This is a genomic window from Stieleria tagensis (genome assembly GCF_024129865.1).
In the GTDB taxonomy this organism is placed as follows: Bacteria; Planctomycetota; Planctomycetia; order Pirellulales; family Pirellulaceae; genus Stieleria; species Stieleria tagensis.
In genome coordinates, this window is the sequence record NZ_JAMYFE010000045.1 from 28,068 (window position 1) to 51,009 (window position 22,942).

The 22,942-nt window shown below is 56.5% G+C and carries 16 protein-coding genes; 11 read left to right on the plus strand and 5 right to left on the minus strand.

Annotation, left to right across the window (positions count from 1 at the left end; genetic code table 11):
- The first annotated feature begins 59 nt into the window (after positions 1–59).
- Entirely contained in the window at positions 60–2,291 is a 2,232-nt protein-coding gene (locus NHH03_RS10915; protein ID WP_253155997.1) for a dockerin type I domain-containing protein, read from the plus strand.
- Here the strand turns inward: NHH03_RS10915 and NHH03_RS10920 are convergent.
- Positions 2,288–4,180, minus strand: coding sequence for an alkaline phosphatase D family protein (locus tag NHH03_RS10920; RefSeq protein WP_253155998.1), 1,893 nt, complete (start codon positions 4,178–4,180; stop codon positions 2,288–2,290). The two genes, NHH03_RS10915 and NHH03_RS10920, sit on opposite strands and share 4 nt — an antisense overlap.
- A 47-nt stretch (positions 4,181–4,227) precedes the next feature.
- The gene (locus NHH03_RS10925) at positions 4,228–4,926 is read right to left on the minus strand and encodes a hypothetical protein (protein ID WP_253155999.1); all 699 of its coding nucleotides are present in this window, start codon (positions 4,924–4,926) and stop codon (positions 4,228–4,230) included.
- 509 nt (positions 4,927–5,435) lie between these two features.
- Here NHH03_RS10925 and NHH03_RS10930 point away from each other — a divergent pair.
- Positions 5,436–6,716: a 6-phosphofructokinase gene (locus NHH03_RS10930; protein ID WP_253156000.1), complete on the plus strand. Its 1,281-nt coding sequence runs from the start codon at positions 5,436–5,438 to the stop codon at positions 6,714–6,716.
- Between the two features lies 1 nt (position 6,717).
- Here the strand turns inward: NHH03_RS10930 and eboE are convergent, their stop codons facing one another.
- On the minus strand, positions 6,718–7,902 hold the full coding sequence (gene eboE / locus NHH03_RS10935) for a metabolite traffic protein EboE (protein WP_253156001.1): 1,185 nt from the start codon (positions 7,900–7,902) through the stop codon (positions 6,718–6,720).
- Positions 7,903–8,178: 276 nt separating this feature from the next.
- Between eboE and NHH03_RS10940 the strand changes: the two genes are divergently transcribed.
- The 8 genes from NHH03_RS10940 (at position 8,179) to NHH03_RS10975 (ending at position 18,699) form a co-directional block, all read left to right on the plus strand.
- Positions 8,179–10,614 carry a M1 family metallopeptidase gene (locus tag NHH03_RS10940; protein ID WP_253156002.1) on the plus strand — a complete coding sequence of 812 codons (2,436 nt, stop codon included), beginning with the start codon at positions 8,179–8,181 and terminating at the stop codon, positions 10,612–10,614.
- On the plus strand, positions 10,611–11,147 hold the full coding sequence (locus NHH03_RS10945; RefSeq protein WP_253156003.1) for a DUF6702 family protein: 537 nt from the start codon (positions 10,611–10,613) through the stop codon (positions 11,145–11,147). Before NHH03_RS10940 ends, NHH03_RS10945 begins: the two co-directional genes overlap by 4 nt.
- Positions 11,148–11,221: 74 nt before the next feature.
- Positions 11,222–12,502, plus strand: a complete 1,281-nt coding sequence (locus NHH03_RS10950; RefSeq protein ID WP_253156004.1) for a competence/damage-inducible protein A — start codon at positions 11,222–11,224, stop codon at positions 12,500–12,502.
- Complete coding sequence (locus tag NHH03_RS10955; RefSeq protein ID WP_253156005.1) at positions 12,499–13,278, plus strand: RluA family pseudouridine synthase; 780 nt, start codon at positions 12,499–12,501, stop codon at positions 13,276–13,278. Before NHH03_RS10950 ends, NHH03_RS10955 begins: the two co-directional genes overlap by 4 nt.
- 33 nt (positions 13,279–13,311) lie before the next feature.
- On the plus strand, positions 13,312–13,806 hold the full coding sequence (locus NHH03_RS10960) for a putative molybdenum carrier protein (protein ID WP_253156006.1): 495 nt from the start codon (positions 13,312–13,314) through the stop codon (positions 13,804–13,806).
- A gap of 119 nt (positions 13,807–13,925) precedes the next feature.
- Positions 13,926–16,103, plus strand: a complete 2,178-nt coding sequence (locus tag NHH03_RS10965) for a tetratricopeptide repeat protein (RefSeq protein WP_253156007.1) — start codon at positions 13,926–13,928, stop codon at positions 16,101–16,103.
- A 25-nt stretch (positions 16,104–16,128) separates the two neighbouring features.
- Positions 16,129–17,292: a bifunctional diaminohydroxyphosphoribosylaminopyrimidine deaminase/5-amino-6-(5-phosphoribosylamino)uracil reductase RibD gene (gene ribD / locus NHH03_RS10970; protein WP_253156008.1), complete on the plus strand. Its 1,164-nt coding sequence runs from the start codon at positions 16,129–16,131 to the stop codon at positions 17,290–17,292.
- 450 nt (positions 17,293–17,742) lie between these two features.
- A complete protein-coding gene (locus NHH03_RS10975; protein WP_253156009.1) occupies positions 17,743–18,699 on the plus strand; it encodes a hypothetical protein in 957 nt (318 codons plus the stop codon).
- Between the two features lie 201 nt (positions 18,700–18,900).
- Here NHH03_RS10975 and NHH03_RS10980 read toward each other — a convergent pair whose 3' ends face one another.
- Positions 18,901–20,682 carry an AAA family ATPase gene (locus NHH03_RS10980; RefSeq protein WP_253156010.1) on the minus strand — a complete coding sequence of 594 codons (1,782 nt, stop codon included), beginning with the start codon at positions 20,680–20,682 and terminating at the stop codon, positions 18,901–18,903.
- Between the two features lie 127 nt (positions 20,683–20,809).
- Positions 20,810–21,454 carry an MOSC domain-containing protein gene (locus NHH03_RS10985; RefSeq protein ID WP_253156011.1) on the minus strand — a complete coding sequence of 215 codons (645 nt, stop codon included), beginning with the start codon at positions 21,452–21,454 and terminating at the stop codon, positions 20,810–20,812.
- A 46-nt stretch (positions 21,455–21,500) separates the two neighbouring features.
- Here NHH03_RS10985 and NHH03_RS10990 point away from each other — a divergent pair, with 46 nt between their 5' ends.
- Positions 21,501–22,691 (plus strand): DinB family protein, encoded by a 1,191-nt coding sequence (locus NHH03_RS10990; RefSeq protein ID WP_253156012.1) that lies wholly within the window; start codon positions 21,501–21,503, stop codon positions 22,689–22,691.
- Positions 22,692–22,942: the final 251 nt, after the last annotated feature.

A 22,942-nucleotide genomic window follows, 5' to 3' on the forward strand; every position in this document is an offset into this window, starting at 1 on the left:
CCGGAGAGTCACCCGCAACCGAGGGCTGAGTGAACTAACAACTTGAGACGGTGATTGTGATGGGGATTTGGCATGATTTAAGCAAGCGGTGTTGGCGTCAGGCCGCGTCTAGCCAGCGGACGTCGAAACGCCCCTCCAACCGCCAGCGACTGCGGCGTCCCCAACTGCAACCGCTGGAATCCCGTCGCGTCCTAGCCGCCACGGTCTCGATTGACATCGAATCCCCTGCGATCGTCGACGAAGACCCGCGAGAACGTTTGGTCTACACCCTCTCGCGTGACGAGACAGACGACGTGCTGGCGGTCCAATTCCAAATCAGCGGTTCGGCGACCTACCAAGTCGATTATTTGGTCGATGAAGCCGATCGCGACACGATCTGGTTGCCCGATGACCCGCCACTGATCGGCCCCGTCGTGGGGACAGCAACTTTCTTGCCCGGTGAAGCAACGGTGCAATTGATCGTCACGCCGCTGCGAGACCAGCTGACCGAACGCAACGAAGACATTCAGGTCACGGTGGTTGCCAGCGATACATTCGGACCGGTCAGTGGAGCCGCGTCGTTGATCGCCGCCCGTCAAGACACACAGTACTATGTCGTCGACGCACAAAGCCAACTGGCCCGGGTCAACGTCGAAACCGGTGTGGTCAACGTGATCGGCCAACTCGACGTTGACCAGCCGATCGCCGACATCGCCTTCACCGAAGACGGCGACTTGTTCGCGATTTCATCGGTCCGCTTGTATCAAGTTCACTTGGACGATCTCAGCGACGGCGTGATCGCAACGACGGACTTGGGCGAACACGATGTCATCGGCGCCAACTCGCTCATCGATGCACGCAATGCAGACTTCGGCAGTGGCGACGGAGATTTGTTTGCCGTCGGCAGCGGAGCCCTGAATTTGCAGTGGATCGATTTGGAAACCGACGACGATGACCAGATCTTTCTAAACAACGTCACCACCGTGTTCGATATCGAGGCGGGTTTACAGGCTGCGTTTTTCCAAAGCAACTACACGTCAAGCGGCGATCTGGACTATTTAAGTGGAGATCACTTGGTACTGTCCGCGTCTCGCGCCCAGGACAATTTTGATTCGTTGATCGAGATCCAAACGCCGGGCAACGGCGGCATCATCCGCCGCGCTCCCAAACCGGCCGAAGATCCCGATGAATTCTTTCAAGACATCTATGGCTTTGCTTTTGATGGCAACGATAGCTACGCATTTGCCGACCACACGCTGTTAGAGGTCAATTTCTTTAACCGTGATGTCTCGCGAGTGTTGGATCTGACCGGGCGCGCCTACGACGTCGGTTTATTTCACACTGCAACGGGAACGATCCAAGGCGATCCCGCACCTCAACCGGTTGTCTTTCTCAATACTGCAGCAGTCGATCCGGCAGACCTGCCACAGGGTCCGCAACCGACCTCCTGGTTGCTTCAACGCAGCCAATTGAGTGAGATTGTGATCCAACTGGGCGCGTCGATCACAGACGTCTCCACCGGCGACCTTCAATTGATCAACCTGGGGATGAGCACGGGCCAAACACCGACCGAAATCCTGCTCCGCGAAGACCAATTGACGTTGGGCGCCGGAGGCATCCAACTGACGATTTCTCCCGATCCCGGTCAGTTGCCAAACGGTCGTTACCAATTGGAACTTTCAACCGCGATCACCAATGGTCCTGCATTCACCTACAGTGGCGATCACGTGAACCGATTCTTTGTGCTGGCTGGCGATTGGGACGGAACCGGCACCGTGGACTTGCGAGATCTGGAAACGTTGGCCTATTGGTACGGCAGGTCGACGACACGCGCCCCTGGCTACTTGGATCTGGATGACGTGTCGGCGATCAGTGAAGGCGACTTGGCAGTGTTTGAAAACAATTTTGCCCAGTTGGTGCAGCTGCCAGGACAATCAACCTCGATCCACCCGGACTTCATCGACACAGCCGAACTCGCCCGGGCACGGCAAACCATTCTGAACCGGTTGGACGTCAACGGCAGCGGCAGTGTCACCCCGCTCGATGCACTGCAGGTCATCAATCGTCTGGCGTCCGGATTTGAAAGTCTGACCGACTGGCGATTTGATCCCAACCGTGACGACACGATCTCGCCACGCGATGCGTTGTTTGTGATCAACGCGCTTGCACTCGAATCGGTTAACGCAGCGTCAGAGTCCACCGACGCCGAACTGCGAACGTCAGCCGTCGATGCAGCGATCTCTGACTTTCTCTCACTTAAACGGCAACGGGACTACGGTTCACCCGAGGAATACGCTGAGATGGAATATTAGTGTTCTGTCGAGATCGATTCGGCATAGGCGAGTTCGCCTGTGCGACCATCAAAGTATTGAAAGATCACTTGCGGGTGCGGGTAGGCCACCAATCGTTTGCCACCTAGTTTGACCGGCATGTTGAACACGTTGTTGATCTGCACCACACAATAGTGCGGGTACAGTCGTTCCAGTCGTGGCAAATCCGGCAAGATGTAGCTGCTCCAGCGGATGTCACATTCGCGAGGCCCGAACTTGAATTTGCCGGTCGCCGGACGATCACTTTCGTCATTGACGGGGACGTGATTGACGCTGTTGTGTGGCCCGCAACAAAATTCCCAAACGTTGTCGGTGATTTTGATGGCGAAACTGTTGTGCAGGTCACCGGTCATCACAAAGACGCGCTTACCAATTTTCTCCCATTCTTTGATCAAGATCTCTCGCTCGTCAAAAAAGCCTGTCCAAGCCTCTTCCTTGTTGGCCGCGTCGGCTTCGAATCCACCGGCGCCGCTATGCGGAATCATGAACGGAACGGTGGACATGACGAAGCGGAATTCCGCGTCACTCTCACGCATGCTACGCAGCAACCATTCCCGCTGAGGTTTGCCCAACATCGACACGCCCGGCTTGTCACGCTCGGTCACGTCGTGCATCTGGCGGTCGCCGCGGGTATCGATGAAATAGAATTCACAGTTGCCGACACGCGTTTTGCCGTAACTGCGACGGCCGATCGAGTAACTGACGTCGGTGTCATCGATCTTTGCCGGCATGTGCAACCGCAGCGTGTGATTGTCGACGACTTCGACGATGTCATAGACATAGGAGTTTTGATGTCCCGAATCGTCGTCATACTTCATGTCGTTCACACCGGCCTCGGGTGTGCCCCAGTGCACGTGCAGGTTGCCCATTTCGTCCAATGGCAGGCTCTTGAAATCGACGTTCTCGTCATACAGCAAGTCGCTTCCGCGGCGCATGGTTGCCTTGCCGAAATGAATCGGGTGTTGATATTCGGTCGGGTTGGCCCAACCCAGGTAGTCGTACCAGGCTTGCGTCCCGATATCACGAAAGACCGTTCGGCGGTGTCGCTTTCCCGATTCAGCAGACCCCCAAATGTCGTTGATCAATTCATGATCATCAAAGGTAAAGTAACTGGGGACATGCCGATGCCACTGCGACAATGACTCGCCACGATCCAAATACAGCTTGTAGTTCTCCCACACGCCAACGATCGTCGGTGCGACCTGGGCAACATGCGGCAATTCGCTGGCACCCTGAACCAACCGCCAGGCTTCGGGGGAATAGCGACGGTTTTCTTCGTACAACCAGTCACCGTTCATGATGTGAAAGTGAACTTTGTCGGCCCAGTCGCGGTTGAGGTATTCATAGGTGGTGGCGCGATGACCACCGCCGTGCAACGGGTTTTGGTTGGCACAGGAACCGATTTGAAAGCGGAAGTTGAACAGCCCCTGCGGGTTGTACTTTTCGTTGCGAGAATCGGCGGCACTGGGCAAAGTATGGAAACTGCCCGGCAATCCGTGCGGTCGACCGTTGACCCACAGTTGATAGTGGTAGCGCGTATCGGGCTGCAAATCATCCAGATCAACGACGCCGGTGTTGTCGTGGCCGATGGTGGTTTCGCCAGGACCGCTGACTTGATCCAGTTGGTCGGCGGCGATTCCATAGTGAACTTCAAACTCACCCGGATCGGATGTCCGTGCCCAAACACGCATCGAATGGTCCGACGGTTGGCCGAGCATCGGACCGTGCGTCAACCGAATCGGATCGCGTTCGGTGCTGATTTTGATCGATGCATCGGCCGGATCGGCGATGTGATGTTTGGTCGACGATGGATTTTGGGCCACTACAACCGTGGTCATGCAAAACAGCCAGACGGCGAAAAGAGATCGCATAGACTTTTTCGTTGATCGAAAGGGGCGGGGATGAATCGGCCAAGATCCTAGCGTGGCTTGGCCCGGGTGAGTTCTTCCAGCGATTGGAACAGCGCATCGACCTGATGGTCCGTCGGGTCCGGCGCGATCGCGGTGTAATAGCCCGGCGTGATACCGAGTGCCGCACGCATCGCAGCGGCGCGTTCCGGGGGCGCATCGACCATTTCATTCACCAGATCAAAATCACGATCCCAAAGCACGCGGTCGGCTAATAATTCGATCAGCCAACGCCATTGATCGACGTCCATACAATTGGCATCAATATCAAATGCAGAAACCTGATCGGTGGACTCGGCCAGGGCTTCCTGACGAACCACGTCGTCCTCTTCGTTTTCCAAATACGCGTCCAATGCTGCCTGTCGCCAACGACATTGAAACTGAGCGGGAGAGACCGGGTGCAGTTCGATTTCCAGTTCGATCTGTTGGGCGATGTTTTGGTAGACCGCCGCGACAGCCGCCTCGTTGATTCCACTTAGCTCGACGGTTGAACCGGTTTCCTGCAGCAAGTAAGTGGCCAGCATGTCCAACACGGCGAGCTGCTGTTGCCACGTCAGATCGTCAAACAAGGTGACACCATACTCCCATGGGTCTTCTTCCGTTTCGCGACAACTCGCCAACTCTTGCACCATCGTTGCCAACGAATCGCGAACCAGCTCTGCTTCTTCGCCAACCAGATGCCGGTCGCCAGAAGGAGTGTGCCAAGTCATCGTGTGATACCGATACGTGCCAGCCGCGTGGAATAGAAAAGAACGCAGTGCCGACGTCAGAATGCTACGGATTCAAACTGCCGGGATGCGATTGCTGCCGGAGATCTTGATTCATCGCGCGGCCGACTGCAAGCTTTTGAGCAACTGCAGTTGGATCATCGTTGCATTTCGTTCGTTTCACCGATCAGGAATTCGATACAAAAAGGGTTGACCGCTGCAGAACTCTCAGATTTCAGCCCCCCACCAGACGGTGAAAAAATTTTTGTGAGGAAGCGGTCAACTTGCGTTAACGGGAGAATCCGCGGGGAATCAAGGTAAACTGGGCGACTTTTGCCTCCCACAGCGGGTTGATTGTCGCCAGCAACGCCGTTGAAAGGACACAACCGCTTGGCGGTCGTCGCTGCATCTCTAAAATCTGGGCTCGAATGCATTGAAAACCATGCAGCCGAATCCTCCACCGGACCGGCTGATTTTCTAATCTGTCTCCCCAACGAAGAACAAGAACCATCATGCCAGACCACCACTCATTGGATATTAAACGCGTCGCGATTCTGTTTGCCGGCGGCCCCGCGCCTGCCGCCAACGCGGTGATCTCGACCGCCGCTTTTTCCTTTTTGGAAGAAGGCGCCCAGGTGTTTGGCATCAAACACGGCTACAGTCGCTTGGCCGACTACACCGCAGCCGGTCCGTTGCAAGAAGGCGCCGACTACATCCGGTTCACTCACGATTCATTGACCAACGCCCGCAGCAGTCGCGGCATCATGATCGGCACCGCTCGAACCAACCCGGGCAAACACGTCAGCAGTCCCGAACACCTCAAAGACCCCGAACTGGTCGCCCCACTGCGCCGCGTTTACGAAGGCCTGTGCTCGTTAGAAGTCGACGCGCTGATCTCGATCGGCGGTGACGACACGCTGAAGACGGCCAACAAGTTGAAAATGTTCCAAGACAACTTGCCCGGCGACGCGCGACGATTCCCCGTCATCCACCTGCCCAAGACGATCGACAACGATTACTGCGGCATCGATTTCACATTCGGCTTTTTCACCGCCGTGGAAACCCTGGCCGAAGAAATTCGCAACCTGAACTTCGACGCCGCCGCCGGAAAGTCTTACTTTTTATGTGAAGCGATGGGCCGCAGCGCCGGATGGTTGGCCTATGGTGCCGCCATTTCCGGTGAAGCCAGTTTGGTGATGAGCGTTGAAGATGTCGCCGGCGATTTGGCCGACGAAGAAGAGGATCCGGAAACCGGCAAGATTCGCAAGATCATGGTCTTGGACAAAGTGATCGACAAAATGGTCGACATGATGGTTGCCCGCGATCGCGAAGGCCGTGAGTGTGGAACGATCGTCGTCGCGGAAGGCTTGGCTGAATTCCTGCCGATGAAATACTTGCAAGGTGTGACGCGTGATGATCATGGACACATCAACATTTCCGCGATCAATTTGGCAGCTCTGTTGAGCAGCCTATTGAAAGACGCCTACAAGAAACGCACCGGCAAAGAACGCAAGGTCAACGGACTGCAACTCGGTTACGAAGCGCGCTGCGCACCGCCACACGCCTACGACGTGATGCTGGGTTCACAGCTAGGTGTCGGTGCCTATCGAGCCCTGGTCGAAGAAAAACTAAACGGCGTGATGGTCTCCGTTTCCGGTCAGTTTGACCTGCACTATGTGCCGTTCGACAAATTGGTCGACCCGAAAACGCTGGTGACCAAAGTACGGTTCATCCAACCGGGTAGCGATTTCCATCGCTTGGCAAGGTTCCTGGAAACCTGCACCGACAGCTGATTTAATCCAACTGATTGATCAGCCATTGCAGTTCGCTGGCGATGTCATCCGCCAGTCCACGCCGCCGCATCTCGGCCGGCAGGACGGTCCAGGCATAGGTTTCAACCTCCAAGTGACCGGTGAAATCAACACCGGTCACGCCGCCATCGAGTGCTTGCAAGCACTCGAGAACGGCATCACGGGTCGTGGTTAGCAATCCAAATCGTTCCAGGAAAATGGGAACGTGAAAATGGATCACCCAACGTTCGACGCCTGCCAAATCCGCAGGGCTGGTCTGCTGGATCAACTGCGGAAGGTCGGTGGCCAATCGGAATGATCCGTCGGTTCCGACCTGGCCCGTTTGGTGCAAATAGCGATCCTCGGCAAACTCACTGAGTTGTTTCAGTGCCGCAGCGTGCTGTGTGGCCGGAATCGCATTCCAATCAGCGACGATCGCGCTGCTGACCTGCACCTTGCCGACCGTAATGTCGGCATCGCCATAGCGCTGGATCACCGCTCGTTGCGATTCGTTCATCACCGCGCTGTGACAGATGTCGTGACAGACGGTGATGAAACGTCGATGCGTCAGTTCGGGCAACTGGTCGTCAAAAAATTCCACCATGTCGTCGACAGTGTCCAGCAAACAACCCGGTTCGGGTTCAATCGCAACCACGATGCGTTTGCCGGTATTGTGCTCCAACTGTTTTAAAAACTCTGCCAGCTGACGCAGCTGGTCCCCCGCCGTCGCCAGATCTTGTTTGGCATCCGAGTCGGCGGCAAACGGATTGTTAGGCCAGCCGATCGGCAGGGTGCTAATCGAACCGAGTGGCTGATCATCTGGTAAAAGCGCGGCCAGAATTGTCGCCAATCGCTGGGTGTATTCCAATCGCTCGGCATCGGCCCAGGTCGGCAAATACACGCGCTGTTTGACACTGTCGCCGTGAAAATTGGCGAATGGAAACCCGTTGATCGTGTAGGGGCGCAGTCTGCCGTCACTCAAAAAGCGGCGAAAGTCGCCCAGCTGACCCTCGATCAATTCCGTGGAGGCTTTGTCGGGGATCCACAGCCCAACGCCCAATTGATCGATTCCATTGGATTGCTGCAGCTGCTGGCGGACCGCCATCGCATACTCGGTCAGATTGCGGCGGATCGATGCCATCTCGATACCGGCATGAACATTCGTGCAATAACCGATTTGCTGATTCATCTGGTGGTGGATTCAATGAGCGGGCGGGAGGGAGAAACTCAGAAGCAGATCACCGATGATACCGTCCTGAACAACCGCCCCCAACCGTTGACTGCGGCAGATCAGTTCGCTCTACGGGGTTCCGATCGAAAAAGACCGCACCAATAGGGACTCCGCAGCGTGCCAAGGCTGTTGATCGTTCGCCGGGGAACTAGAATCTGTTGCCGATGTCCGTTGCCCTGCTCCATTGCATCTGCGTTCACGCCCCAGCTAGTTCCAACTGCGAGTCAACCCACTGTGATTTTGGCACCCCTCCAGCGTTTCGTCTTGACCGTCTTTGTTTTCAGCGTCTGGGCTGTCCTCTCAAATTCGGCGTGGGCCCAGTCACCGGAGGCGGCCAACCGAAAACATGTCGATCCGTCAGATCCCTTCGCCCAACTGGACGCCTGGTGGCCGACGCCTGGTGACACACGGATTGCGTCGGGCGCCCCCGGCCCCGCCTATTGGCAGCAGCGAGCCGATTATGAGATCGATGTCACGCTCGACGACGACAATCAAAAAATCCGCGGAAAGGTACAAATTCGCTACCACAACGAGTCTCCACACACGTTGCCCTATCTGTGGATTCAGTTGGATCAAAACCGATTTCGCAAGGATGCCGAGGATGCGTTGACCACCGTCGCTCCTTCATTGAACTCACGGATTTCACTGGGCGCGATGAAATCGATTCTGGCGCGTCGCAGTTTTGATGGCGGCTACCGAATCAAATCGGTCACCGACGGATCCGGCAATTCACTCGACCACACCCCGGTCGGCACCATGATGCGGATCGACCTGCCGACGCCTCTCGCACCCGGCGAGCAGACCCAAGTCGCGATCGAATACTCGTACAAAATCGTTGACGCGAAAACCATTCGTGCGCGTGGTGGATCGGAGTTCTTCGAAGACGACAAGAATTACATCTATGAAATCGCCCAGTGGTATCCGCGCATTGCCGCATACACCGACTTTGGTGCTTGGCAACACAAAGCATTTTTGGGACGCGGTGAATTCACATTGGAATTGGGAAACTATCGCGTTCGCATCACCGTCCCCTCAGAAATGGTTGTCGCATCGACGGGAACCTTGCAAAACCCCGATGAAGTGTTGAAGGCCCCCTGGAAACAGCGACTTGAACAAGCCAAGTCGGCTGAAAAACCCATCTTCATCATCACGCCAGAGGAAGCCAAAGAAAACGAAAGCGTCCGCACGGAACTGACCAAGACCTGGGAATTCAAAGCCAATAACGTTCGCGACTTTGCTTTTGCGGCCAGTCGCAAATTCATTTGGGATGCACTGGGTGTCGACCTGGGGACAAATGACGTGATGACCATGTCGTACTACCCCAACGAAGCCGAACCGTTGTGGAGCAAGTACTCGACCGAAGCGATCGCGCATACATTGGAAGTCTACGGGCGTTACTCGTTCGAATATCCCTATGAAGTCGCGATCAGTGTGAACGGACCGGTCTACGGGATGGAGTACCCGATGATCTGCTTCAACGGCCCCCGCCCCGAGGAAGACGGGACGTATAGCAAAGCGACCAAGTACGGTTTGATCTCGGTGGTGATCCATGAAGTCGGACACAATTTCTATCCGATGATCATCAACAGCGATGAACGCCAATGGACTTGGATGGACGAAGGCCTGAACACATTCTTGCAATACTTGACCGAACAGGAATGGGAGGAAAACTACCCATCGCGGCGTGGGGAACCCGACAAGATTGTTGGTTACATGAAAGGCGGCAACCAACGCGCGATCATGACCGGCAGTGAAGAAATCCTGCAATTCGGTGACAATGCCTATGGGAAGCCAGCTACCGCATTGAACATTTTGCGTGAAACCATTCTGGGACGAGAACTGTTTGATTTCGCGTTTCGTGAATACGCCCGTCGCTGGAAATTCAAACGCCCCACACCCAGCGATTTCTTTCGCACGATGGAGGATGCATCCGGCGTCGATTTGGATTGGTTCTGGCGGGGCTGGTTCTATGGCACCAACCATGTCGACATTGCCATCGACAACGTGCAACTGTATCAAATCGATTCAGGCGACCCCGATGAAAAAGCCGAGCGGGAACGTCAGGAAAAGGATCGCAAAGAGCCAACGGTGACCGAGCAGCGCAACGAAGGCATGCGGCGGCGGATTGACTGGCAACCGGGATTAAAGGATTTTTACAACAGCCCTGAATATGACGAACTGAAAGTCGAAGAGGACGACCGCAAATCGTTCCAAAAATTCCTGGACGGTTTGACCAGCGAGGAACGCGCCATCCTGCGACGCACCACCAACTTTTATGTGGTTGACTTCAGCAACTTGGGCGGGCTGGTGATGCCGATCATATTACGAGTCCATTACGCTGATAACACCAGCGAAACGATGCGTTTCCCCGCCCAAATCTGGCGCCGCAATAGCAAGCGAATCAGCAAACTGATCGTCACCGACAATGAAATCGTGCGGATGGAACTTGACCCCCAGCGAGAGACCGCCGACATCGAAGAAGACAACAATCATTGGCCAAAGCGAATGATCCCCAGTCGGTTTCGGTTGTTCAAAGACGAGAAGAAAAAGAACCCGATGCAGAAGGCCGCCAAGTCGGATGACAAGTCGGCCGATGAAGACGACAAGAAAAACGATGGCCAGAAGTCTGACTCCGAAAAGCCAGCTCCCAAATCTGAGCAAAAGAAATGATCTTTAGCTGTCATTGGATTGCGTTGATTTTCAGTTCGCTATTGTTGCACCCGGTGCATGAAACCTTTTGCGAACTCGAATGGAATCGCCGGACGCAGCGCGTCGAGGCCGCGTTGCGATTGGACTCGCTCGATGAACAATGGATTGCCAAACGCTACGCCAATCAAACGCCGCCCGATGATGCAGCGTCACAGCCAAACGGCACCCCCACAGCCCCCTCGGCTTGGCAGCAGGCATTTCTGGAACGACAGCTGATGTTTGATGCGACGGGAAAGGGTGCCGAGCGTCGCAGCGGACATTCAATCAAATGGGTTGGTCGCAAAGAAGACGGCGCCCATGTGTGGTGGTTTTTCGAGGTCCTGTGTGAGCAAGGCGTCCCGCCAAAGACACTGGAAACGCGACTCTTGTTCGATCGAGAGAAAGGCTATCATCATCGCGTCAATTTGCTCAACACGACCCAATCCGGTCGCACAACGACCCCCGTCGTGCTGTCCGAACAAACCCCCAAAGCCACCTTGCCACTGTCCCAGTAGGCCAGGTGCAACCTGGCGCTCCATCCACTGCCCCCCAGTAGGCCAGGTGCAACCTGGCGCTCCATCATTCCCCCATGCCAACAACGTCCCTGACCGCCGAAGTCGTTTCGATCGGCGACGAAATGACCAGCGGCGCTCGTTTGGACACCAATGCCCAATGGCTCAGTCGTCGACTGGGCGAACAAGGTGTCGAGGTGATTTTCCACAGCACCGTCGCCGACACCTTGCAGCACAACATCGATGTGTTCCGAATCGCTGCATCGCGCGCCGACATCGTGGTTTGCAGTGGTGGACTAGGGCCGACGCGCGATGACCTGACCCGCCAGGCGCTGGCGGCGGTTGTCGGCCAACCCCTGGAACTGCGGCAATCGGCGATGGATCACCTGACTGCAATGTTTGCCAAACGCGATCGGGAAATGCCGGAACGAAACAAGGTCCAGGCGATGTTTCCGGTCGGCAGTCGCGAGATTTTCAATCCCCAGGGAACCGCACCCGGCGTAGACGTCGACGTGCCGCGAGGCGATCGTTCGCCCAGCCGGATCTTTGCCCTGCCGGGTGTGCCGGCGGAAATGAAACGCATGTTCGATGAAACAGTGGCGCCGCGAATCCTAGCGATCGGACACGGCCGCAGTCATCTTGAACAGTTGGTGATGAAGTTTTTTGGTATCGGCGAAAGCGATATGGAACAACGACTCGGCGAGATGATTGCACGAGATCGCGTTCCACGTGTCGGCATCACCGTCAGCGCAGCGACGATTTCGTTGCGAATCAATGCGATCGCTGCAACACCGGACGAATGCCATCAGCAAATCGAATCGACGCGGAAAGAGATTCTGGAGCGGGTCGGTGAGTTGCACTTCGGCGACGGCGATGATTTTGAACAGTACCATGCGGTCGAAAACCAATTGCGGCAGGCCGGCCAATGCTTGGCCACCGTTGAATTCGGCCGGTCTGCGATGCTGGCCACTTGGTTCGCCTCGTTGGGCGAATCGCCAGCGTATCGAGGCGGATTTTGTTTCGCCAACCTGCCGGAACTGTCCGCCGTGTTTGCGGTCGATCCTGCGGCGGCGCTGGAGACATTGCGGCGGCGCACCGGTGATGGTTGGTTGTTAGTGGTCGACGAGTACCCGTCGCTGGAAACCGACGGAGATCACCCGCTACCGGCGGCTGAGGTTCGCCTGGTCGTGATCGACCCGACAGGAACCGTCTTTGCCACCACGAGTCGGCTGGGCGGACACCCCTCAATCATCCATCCGCGAATCGGCAAAGCCGCGTTGGCATGGTTCCGCAAAGTCTATTCCGAGCACGCGCCGTCGCACCGACAGCAGGCCGATGGCGATGCGGTGCCAAAATGAATGTGATTTTTGAAGACAACCATTTGCTGGTTGTCGATAAACCGGCGGGGATGGCCACCATGGGGACAGCAGCGGGCACGCCCAGTGTCCATCGCTGGGCCTGTGATTATCTGAAACGACGCTATCAAAAACCCGGCAACGTCTTTGTCGGCGTGGTCAGCCGCCTCGACCGGGTCACGACCGGCGTACTGGTGTTGGCACGGACCAGCAAAGCCGCCGCGAGACTTTCGATCCAGTTTGGCGGCCCTGGAAAAAGCAAGAAAGTGTCCCAGCAGGCACAGAAGCTGTACCTGGCAATGGTCGACGGCGATCTACTCTGCGACGGCAAATTCTCGGCGTCGGGCGAACTGTCCGATGCCGTTTGGAAGGACGATGGGGCGCATCGAATGCGGGTTGATCGCACAGGCCGGTCGGATTCCCAGCCCGCGCGGCTACAGTACTGTGTTATCGACAACCGCCCCACGCGGACGCTGCTTGCGGTACGATTATTGACCGGGCGAAAGCACCAGATTCGGCTGCAATTTGCTGACCGTGGGCATCCTATTATGGGCGACCAAAAGTACGGCAGTGAAACTGATTTTTTTGACTCGATTGCGTTACACAGTTGGCAGCTTTCCATCGGGCATCCGACCCAGATGACAGCGTTGAATTTCAAAGCCCCCATCCCAGCAAATTGGAATCGGGTTTCAGCGCCGATCCCTGACCAGGCAATCATTGAAACTCGACTGGCGCAAACCTACGATTGGCATGGCCCCGATACCGCGCTGGATCGTTAAACACAAACGTTAAACTCGAACGCGTCTGTCGACTTGAAACCGAAACCCGCCCCGTCGTTTCTGCCACGCCGCATCGTTTCTGGCGGCCAGACCGGTGTGGACCGGGCGGGACTGGAGGCCGCGATCGCACATCAAATCGAACATGGTGGCTGGTGCCCCAAAGGCCGACGATCCGAAGACGGGTCGATCCCCAGCCGCTATGAACTCGTGGAAATGCAATCGCCTGATTACCCGGCGCGGACCGAACAAAATGTGATCGACAGCGACGCGACGTTGATTCTGTACCAGCGCAGTCTCAAGGGGGGATCGCTACTGACGCGGCGCTACGCTGTGCGTTGGAAACGCCCTTATTTATGCGTCAAGATCGAGGGCGCCGACCCGGCCGAGGTTCGTCAGTGGCTGAATCTTCACCAGCCGAATGTACTGAATGTGGCCGGCCCACGGGAAACCAGTTCCCCGGGCATCCAGCAGCGTGCGTTGACATTCCTGTTGGAAGCATTTGCGATTCCGGTCGATAGCCAGGAGTGAATCCGCCCTGATCGCTGCGGCGACGGGGGAAGATCGACGACAGCGGGGCTTGGGTCAGATGGCTGGATCGTGGTAACATTCCCGGTCTTACGCTCCCAAACCCCGAATCGGCTTGTTTTATGTCTGTCGATCTGTATGCCGTCTGTCCTTGTGGAAACGGCAAGAAAATCAAATTTTGCAAATGCAAAGAATCCGTCGACCAGATGGACAAAGTCCTGACGATGATCGAGGGCGGCCAGATGGTCCCTGGACTGGACCGGTTGAAGTCCATCCTCGATGAACATCCCGACGCGGCGTGGGCGCTGGCGATTCGCGGCCGATTGCTATTGGATTTGCGTGAATACGAATCGCTCAGCGAAAATGCCGATCGTTTCATTCGCTTGCAACCGTCCAACCCGCTGGCATTGACGCAGCGTGCCGCCGCACTGGTATTCAACCAAGATGTGCAAGGTGCCACCGATGCATTGCTGGAAGCGTTGAACGAAAGCGGCCAAGAAGTCGACGCATTCTTGATGGATGTGGCGTTGATCGTGGCGATGGGTTTGGCACAGGCCGGCGTGATCCTGTCGGCCCGCGTGTATGCCCTGCTGGCGATCAGTTCGCAGGGTTACGAAGCCGAACAGGCCAACGCGTTTTTGTCGCAAATGGACACTTCACCGGGTGTCAATCATTTGCTGAAAAGCATTCCCCAATTGATCGAACGACCGGCCGATGTCCCCTGGGGCGAACGCTGCGACGAAGCCGTCGGACTACTGCGCAGCAATCGCGTCTTGCTGGCTCAAGACAAATTCGAATCGCTGCGTCGTTCGGCACCAGGCCAGCCGGCGATCCTGTCCGGACTGTTGCACTGTGCGGTTTGGCGTGGCAATCTGGAACGACAAACGGAGATGGCCAACCAGTTGTCAGAGGTCGAGTCACTCGATGCAATCGAGCGTCAACGCTATCGCGCCATCGCCGGATTGCTGTCGCCGATCGGAACTCTATCGATCAATTCGCAAACCGTTCGGGTTGAATTTGAAGACATCGATCAAGCCGAAATGGCATTGATCGCCAGCGATCGCACCGAACAACTCTCGGCCGACCGCCTCTCGCAGATCCAGGTTCCCGAAGGCGAAGTCCGCCCGCGCAGCGCCTTTTTCATCTCCGATCAAGCGATCGATTCCGATGCAACCGACGTCGCCCCTGCGGATTGCCCTGCGTCACTGTCGCTGTTGACCGTCTACGGACGGCAAACCGATCGCAGCGCCCAAGCGGTCGCATACGATGTCACCGAAGATCGTGTGGCAGAAATCCGCGACGTCTTGATGGCCGCCATTCCAACCGGCAATGCGGTGTTGGAAGATCCGCAGCCGATTCCGATGACATTTGCGTTGGACGATCGACCGATCCGCCATAGCCAACCCAATTCGATGGCGGAGCTGGCCAAATTCAATCGCGATTTTGCAGCCACACACGACGGCAAACGTGTTTGCCAATTGCCGCTACCAATCTTGGACGGCAAATCGCTTGCCACCGCTGCAGATGATGATTCCCTGTCATTCCAGCGAGCCGTTGTGGTCCGTGTTCTCGAAGGCCACGAGCGAATCATCAGTTTGGAACAAGCGTTGGCCGACGTTTACGAGATCTCCAAAGTCGATCCACTGCCGATGCTGGAACCGACCGACGAAACCGTGTCTGACCTGTTGTGTGCGGATTTCTTCCGAGTCAATCCGGACAAACTCTCGCCGATGCAACTGTATGTGTTGGCCAGCAATGCCAGGTCGACCGGCGGCATGACCGCGTGCAACCGATTCGCCAAAAAATTGGTCGAAGTCGCGACGGCGGAGGATGCCCCAGAAGGTGATCCGCGGATCGCGATGGAAGGATACGTGCTGTCGATGCTTTCCACCGCAGAACCAAGCGAGTCGATCGAAATCGGTGACAAAGCCATCGCCTACGCCAAAAAGAATGGCTTGAACCATGCGACGATCCTGCTGTCGCGGTTGGAACTGTGCTTGTCGATGGCCGATCAAGACGGCTTCCGTCAAACGATCATGGACATCGAAAAAGACTATGGCAACGATCCAACCGTGATGGCCCGTGTACAACAATTGTTGGTGCAACTGGGCATCATCCGGCCCGATGGATCGCTGCGACAACAAGGCGGCGCACCGGCCGGCGGACCCGCCACGGAATTCACCCCTGCAGCTCCGCCGGAACAACGCGGCGGCGGTGTCTGGACGCCCGACCAGCCGAACCCGCCGGGCCCCTCCGGTGACGAAGGCGGTAGCAAGCTGTGGGTTCCCGGCATGGATTGATCCAGTCGAACCAATGCCCCAGCCGATGCCGATTGAATCTGACACCGCCGATCAACGCTGGATGCGACTGGCACTTGAGCTAGCCGCCAACGGTCAGGGCTGTGTCGAACCCAACCCGATGGTCGGCTGTGTGCTGGTGAAAGACGGGACGTGCATCGGCCAGGGATTTCACCGTCGTTTTGGCGGTCCGCACGCCGAGATTGAAGCACTGCGATCGCTGCCGTCACCCTCGGACGCCCGCGGTGCGACCGCCTATGTGACACTCGAACCGTGTTGTCACCATGGCAAAACCCCACCCTGTTCGACAGCCTTGATCCAGGCTCGAGTCGGACGCGTCGTCTGTGCGATGCGAGACCCGTTTCCCAAAGTCGACGGAGGCGGAATCGGTCAACTGCGGGAATCCGGAATCGACGTGACGCTCGGCGTATTGGAAACCGCTGCCCAATCGCTCAATGCTCCCTATCTGAAACGGTTGCAAACGGGCACCCCCTGGACGATCGCCAAGTGGGCAATGACCGCCGACGGACGGATTGCCACCCACACCGGCCAAAGCAAATGGATCAGTGGTGCCGGGTCCAGACGCCATGTGCATCAATTGCGCAGCCGAGTCGACGCGATCATCGTCGGGATGGGAACGGTGCTGGCCGATGATCCGATGCTGAATGCCCGACTCGAGGATCGCAATTTGCCACTGCAGCCCGCGCCACGGTCTCAGTCGCGGATTGCCAAGCGGGTCATTGTCTGTCGGCAACGCTTGCCGCCGCTGGAATCCAAATTGGTGCGAACAGCAAACACGCTACCGACCTGGGTGTTTTCATCTCCCGGCGTCAATCAATCGGAGTTGCAAAGACTAGTTGAATGTGGTGTGCGAAACGTTGCGATCGACACGGATGATCCCCATCAAATGATCCGGCAAATGCTGGAACAACTCGGTCGCATGGAAATGACCAACGTGATGCTCGAGGGTGGCGCGCAATTGCTGGGCAGCTTCCTTGATCCCGATTCGACGCAGTGCCTGATCGACGAGTGTCACGTTTATATCGGTGGCAAACTGTTCGGCGGACAGCAGGCCCCCGGGCCCATCGCCGGTCCGGGCATCGCCGCAATCGTCGACGCGGCACAATTGCGAGTGCAATCGGTTGACCAATTCGATGATGATGTCCGGATCGTGTACCGCCGTCGCGATTGAAACCCTTTCGCCCTGCTGATTGAATCTTCGACATTGAATCAGCGTGAGAATAGTAACCGCGACGCGTGAGTTTTGAAGCCAGCGCTTTCGCGTCAGGCATTGTTTTTTGGTAACCCGATGCGTCAGCGAGGGATCCCGTCAACCGGCTAAATCCCTCGCTGACGCGTCGGGTTACTAAACCGACAGCCCGCTTGGCGACATGTGGATCGTCGATGTCGCATTGACTGAAACCGCGTGACCTGCAAGGGATTTCTATCTGCCGAACGAGTCGAACGGGGGAAGAAAGTTGCCAGATTCAAGTTGCTGTTTCGATAATTCTTCAACTGACCTAGCGTTGCCAACCGATTTTTAGCTATTGGGCAGAGGGCAACGGCCGAAAGCCTTTCGTTTCGGCTGCCGTGTGTAAAGGTTTTTCAGGCGACATGTCGTCTGAAAAGGATCGGTGCAGCGATGAGGTATTCCTACCTGATTGCATTGGCCACATTGATGGCAATGCCGACCGTGTCGACTTTCTCTCAAGAGCCGACCGCCGATCAACGTCTCCGAGCGAGACCCTCATCGGCAATCTTCTCAGAAACCGGACTCATTCGCTTTCGGTTGATGTCTGGGCGATTGGAAGTCGACCCGATGCGATACCGCAAAGGCACCCAGGAATACAGCGATGGTCAATTCAGTGAAACGATGACGGTCGCTTCGGCCGCCGGAATTCCATCGGTTCATTACACGTTTCGAGATGACTACCAGCAGATTCAATTGATTGCGGAACATGGCAAAGGATTGCGAATCGAATCGCGGATCCATGCGACCGGCGAGCGGGCGGTGTTGGAACAGGTCGAAGATGGATTGGTGCATTGGAGCACTCAACGTGATCCCGCGGTGACATCGGAATTGGACACTCATCTAAGTGGCCCGACGCTATTGCATGTGATCGGTCAAGACCAATCGGGGTTCCAAATCCATGTGGAAGAACTCTCCACTCGGATGCTGCGTGGGCGCAGTCTGATCGCATTAACCGGGCGCACCGAAACCTATTTGCGAACGCACGTCAAACGACTGGCAGTGGTCTCGGCCGATGACGTCAACCAACTGATTGATCAACTGAAATCGCCAAAGATCGCTCGGCGGCGTGCGGCGGTCATCAAACTTTGCTCTTTAGGCTCGGTCGCTCTGCCACACTTGAGCGCAGCCCTGGTTCATGGCGATTTGGATCCTGAACAAACCACCCGGATCAAATCCATCCTGTCGCGCTGTCCTCGGATGGATGAAGACACTGTCACTTCGTTGGCCTATTTATTATCAACCGATCGCCAGCATTGGCAGATCCTTTCGCAGCGAATGGATCAATCAGAGTGGATTGCCGCCAACGCCCACATCCGCAAATGTGGGCTTGATGACTTGACCCGCTAGTACAGCGTCGATTGAGTTGGCCGGTCGCAAGTTGGTGTGGAGGATTTATCCGACCGGCTTTATTCTTCGCAGAAAACCCTCACCCGAGTCGGATAAATCCTCCACACCAGCGCCGTTGAAGTTGCGCTTTCGCATCAGGCTGCTAAAAGCGCAGCTTCAAAACACAGAACCCCGATTTGCTGGTCTGATCGGAATGCGGTCTTACGCCTGTTCATGGTCTTGCGAATCCGTCTCATCGCTACTGGGCAATTCGATCACGGGTTCTCCCCAATCGGCGAAAAACATGTCGCCACAGGATTCGCATTTGACTTCGGTACCAAGTAAATGATCGTCGATGATCTGCGCGAATCCCTTGCACTCGACACGAACTTTCCCAGGCTCCGCCGCCATCGCTTTTAAATGAGCTTGGTCAACGCCGGCAACTTCGATGTCATCTGCTTCGAGGGTGGTCAACAATTCTCGCGTCACGTCCTGGACCGATGCCACGCGATTGGCCAACCGTCGCACACTGCGTTCGAAACTGTTGCGCGATGTCCGACCATTGCCAAAATGTCGGTCTCGCTTGGCATACAGGTAAGTGAATCCACGCAATAGTCGACGACGCGACTCGGTGGGCAGCGTGTATTTGGATTGCTTGGCGATCAATTCAAAGATCCGGCAGAGCGCTTCCGGCGGATAGTCGGCAAACTGCATCGTCGTTCCGACACGGCTGCTGAGCCCCGGATTGCTACGAATCATCTGGCGCATTTCGTTGGGATAGCCCGCCAAGATCACAACCAACCGGTCACGCTGATCCTCCATCCGCTTCAACAGGGTTTGCACCGCCTCGCGTCCATATTGATCTTGCCCACTTTCGTCAATCAATGTGTAGGCTTCATCAATGAACAGCACCCCGTCGATTGCCTCGTCAATCTTGGCGTTCGTCTTGGGACCGGTCTGGCCGGCGTATTCTGCCACCAAACCGCTGCGGTCGGTTTCCACCAGATGGCCGTTTTTGAGAATCCCCAGCGCCCCATAGATTTCAGCGACGATTCGCGCGACGGTGGTTTTTCCCGTCCCGGGATTTCCCACGAACGCCATGTGTAATCCGGGACGCGACGTTGGCAGATCCAATGCAGCTCGCTTCCGCTCCATCTGCAAGAAATTGGTGAGCGTCGCGATCTGGTCTTTGATGTTATCCAGACCGATCAAACGATCCAGTTTGGCATTGGCGTCGGCCAGTCGCTGCTCCGGAGTCCGCGTGTCCTCGGGCGACGCGGTCGTCGCCGACGACGCATCTTTGCCGGGGGGCTGGCGGTTGGCGGAACCACCGGGACCGGCAATCGGCGTCGGTTTTTCGGCTGCCGATGGTCCGACGCCTTCACGCAATCGCTTGGCTTCCTCACGTAACCAATTCAACGCCTCGCGAGCATTCGTCGTATCGGCATCACTGACCAGCGTCTCGGGCGCCTTGCCATGTGCGATGTCGAACTGCTGCTGCATGACTTGAATGTTGGCGTTGTCGGCAACGCTGACGTTCCCATCGACTGCGGTCAACAGATTCGCCATCCGCATCGCCAGCGTTTCCAACTGCCCCCAGCGGTCACGAATCTCCGGCAGTTCGACGAACGGTCGCACGAGATCCGCCCACTCAAAATCGTCGGCCGCACTGATCAACCAATCGACCGCTTCGTGCAACTGGCTGCCGAGCACCGATTTGCCCCAAATGTGTTCCAGCAAGACACGACCGAGTTGTCGCTGTTCCATATTTTTGGCGCTGGCATCGGTCACCACCGAAGCGAACACCTTCATCAAGAAACCTTGATGCAGATCGTCCATCTGTTCAGAAATGGAGGCTGCATCAGGGTCGTCACCGCCACCCAGCCAACCATAGGATCCACGCACCAACTTTCCACTTTCGACATACAGTTGCTGTGTCTCGACCAATGCCTCGCGGTATTGGCGGATCGTTTCAATGATTCGGTCGTCCGACATCGATGACATGGTGCTGCGTTCCCCTCAAGTGGAATTTGACGACGGTGTAAGGACGCTTTACGGCGCTCGCATGTGGGGCATTGTCACGTATCAGATTCCGGTTGTCGATCAGAGCCAACAGATCGCATCGCCAAATTTAGCTCAATGCTTCTTTCCATTGCTGCGAAAGTGCGGGCAAGTTCATCAGTTCATGCACCGCCATTCGATCGACTTCGCGACCAAACAACACATCATTGGCTCGGGCCACTGTCCAATCGGGATGAGGCCGCTCAAGCAGTGTCAATTCATCTGCCGCGGCGATCACGCCCGCCTGCAGCACCCGCACATACCATCCGGTGCGTCCAGTCTGCGTGACCTCCTTGGTCATTGTTTTGGTTTTCCAACGACGCGAGATCTTCCAGCAGGGCTGCCGCGGTTGACTGATTTCCAGAATACAACTGCCATTGCTCCACTGGTCGCCAACACAAGCTTCTGCCTCGGTGAGATGGTTCAGCGTCAGGTTCTCGCCAAACCCGCCACCACCAAATTCCAGTTCCGGATGCTCGCGTTGCCAGTCGTCATAGTGCGCCCCGGCATAACACAGCACCGCTTTTTCGGGACCACCATGATTCTTTGAATCAGCAACTTGGTCACCCTCGATTCCCAGCGGTCCGATCTGAACCGGTCCTTCGATCGGGCATTTTCGAAATGCACTGGTCCACTGACGTTTGTTCAGGTCCGATGCGTCTGGTGCACCTTCGGTGACCACTTTCCCAACCTGCACGGATTTGATCGTTATCATTTAAGCGATGGAATCAATAAAACTTCAATTGAAAGGCGAATGATACATGCCCACTGCACAGCACATGCTGCACTTTGCCCTGATCGCATCCACTTTTTGCGTCACCGGGCGATCCGCACAGGCAAACAATGGCGATCCACTGGCAATCCTACGACATGCGGACGGGTCGGCCAGTGTGCAAACCCTGTGGGGACTGGAAGTGCAGGTTTGGCCACAGACCATCCCCGCAAACCTGGAACCCAACTCAGCTCGCAAACCACTGACCATAGCGGCCGACATCGACCATGTCCTTGCGCGAGCCGTCAACCAAGCCGACGTCACATGGCAACCGACCGACGGTCACGAAACGGACCCGAATGCAATCCACGTCCAATCGGTCGCGACCGCTACCGACCAACCGCTCGGTTTAGTTGTCCGCGCCGATGGCGTCAGCCTTTTGTTTTTGGGGAACAGCCCGACCACTGGAGCAGCGCCGGTGAAATCAAACTCACTGACTGCGGTCGACGCGGTCGTCTGGATCGGGGATTCCGATCCGACGCTTAGTGACGCGATGGCCGCCTGGATCGAATCTCTGTCGCCACGATTTGTATTGCTGAGTTCAAAAACGAAGGCCGCAATGCAACAAACGCTAGCCGAACAACTCGATGGCACCGTCGACACGAGCCCACTGGACCACAACACATTTGCGATTGCCCAGTCATCCAAGTCACCGAGCCAGACAACGATTGTTGCGACAGGCGACAAACCGTGGCAGGCCCCCAACGAATTGCAATCACTGCTCAACGGCATGCAGGCCTCGTGCCGCCGTTCTCAAGAGGTGTTCGCCAAACTGTCGGTGGAACAAATGAATTTCAAGCCGGCCAATGGCACCCACACTCCGCGTTGGAATTGTGAACACATGATGGGGCGCCAATTGCTGTTTTTCTCGCAGATCTATCACGCCGTGGACCCGACGATTCCTGTCATGGATTTGAATCCTAAACAGATGCCGCCAGACTACCGTGCCGCGCACGCCGACTGGGACGGGCAAGAGGAAGCCCGACAGATGGAACGCGTCAACGAGTTCACGCTGCGATTTGCCTACCTATTGGACGGGCTTGAATTGGACAGCAAAGCGCCGGAGAGTCGCTGGACGCTGCGTGGACTGCTCGTACAAATGGAGCGGCACTACGACGAACACACCGCCAACACGGTGAAAAAATCCGAACTCCCCGGCTGGCCGAAAACCAAGCCCTAAGGATCTTTAGAACGGTGTCGATCGTAGCTGGACCGGCCACGGTTCAGACCGTCCCGCACACCCGACCAACTGAACCCTGGCGGGATCCGCTACGTTCCATCCCACCGTAGCTGGACCGGCCACGGTTCAGGCCGTCCCGCATACCAGACCAACTGAACCCTGGCGGGATCAGCGACGTTCCATCCCACCGTAGCTGGACCGGCCACGGTTCAGACTGCCCCGCACCCGCCACCAACTGAACCCTGGCGGGA